At 62.9% G+C, this 1,269-nt stretch carries 1 protein-coding gene; it reads left to right on the plus strand.

Annotation, left to right across the window (positions count from 1 at the left end):
* Positions 1–67: 67 nt before the first annotated feature.
* A protein-coding gene (locus tag E1181_RS31110) for an IS3 family transposase (protein WP_132679972.1) occupies positions 68–1,227 on the plus strand; the annotation gives its coding sequence in 2 pieces (ribosomal slippage) (positions 68–340 and positions 343–1,227; 1,158 coding nt in all).
* The last annotated feature ends 42 nt before the right edge of the window (positions 1,228–1,269 follow it).

Below are 1,269 nucleotides of genomic sequence, written 5' to 3' on the forward strand. Positions count from 1 at the left end.
GGGTCTGCCCAGGGTTTGGTTGACACCTGACGTGTGAGGCTTCGGCCTCACTTGGAAGGATGTCGTCGTGCCCAAGCCTTACCCGCAGGAGTTTCGTGATGACGTGGTCGCTGTGGCCCGTCGTGGCGAGACGTCGTTGAAGCAGGTCGCAGCTGATTTCGGGATCTCGATCGGTTGCCTGAAGAACTGGATGCGTGCCGCCGAGGTGGCCGAGGGCAACCGTGAGGGTGTGCCTCGTGAGGAGTCGGCTGAACTGCGGGAACTCCGCAAGCGTAACCGGCTGCTGGAGCAGGAGAACGAGGTCCTGCGCAAGGCCGCGGCGTATCTGTCCCAGGGTGCTCTGCGGGGAAAATAGTCTTCCCGCTCGTCCGTGACCTGGCCGCCACCGACGCCCGCATTCGGGTGCCGGTGGCGGTGACGTGCAGGGTGCTGGGGATCTCCCGGCAGGCCTACTACCAGTGGCTTAGCGACCCGGTCTCACAACGCGACTGGGACGACGCCCATTTGATCAACGCCGCACTGGAGATCCACGCCGACGATCCCACCGAGGGGTATCGGTTCATCGCCGACGAACTCGCTCAGCGTGGCTTTGTCGCGTCGGAGAACCGGGTGTGGCGGATCTGCTCCCTGCAGAAGATCTTTTCGTTGCATGCCAAGAAAAAGGGGCGGAACCCGAAGGCGGGACCGCCGGTGCATGATGACCTCGTGGACCGTGATTTCACCGCCACCGCACCGAATACCAAGTGGTTGACCGACATCACCGAGCATGCCACCAGCGAAGGCAAGCTGTATCTGTGCGCGGTCAAGGACTGCTACTCCAACCGCATCGTCGGCTACTCCATCAGCCCACGGATGCGATCGTCGCTGGCGGTGGCGGCGTTGCGCAACGCTATCGCCCTGCGCAACCCGCAGAGCGTGATCGTGCACTCGGACAGGGGCAGTCAATTTCGTTCGAAGAGCTACCGGCGCCTGCTTCGTCGGCACGGGCTGACCGGATCCATGGGCAGGGTCGGTGCCTGCGGCGATAACGCCGCCATGGAATCGTTCTTTTCCTTGCTGCAAAAGAACATTCTCGACACAAGACGCTGGCAAAGTAGGGAGGAGCTGCGGCTGGCGATCGTGTCCTGGATCGAGACCAAATACCACCGCCGACGCCGTCAACGACGCCTCGGCAAACTCACCCCGGTCGAGTTTGAGACCATCTACACCGCCGCAACCGCGGCCTGACACCACTCAACCCCGAGTGTCAACCGAACCCTGGGCAGACCC

It is taken from the genome of Saccharopolyspora terrae, from assembly GCF_004348435.1.
Taxonomy (GTDB): domain Bacteria; phylum Actinomycetota; class Actinomycetes; order Mycobacteriales; family Pseudonocardiaceae; genus Saccharopolyspora; species Saccharopolyspora endophytica.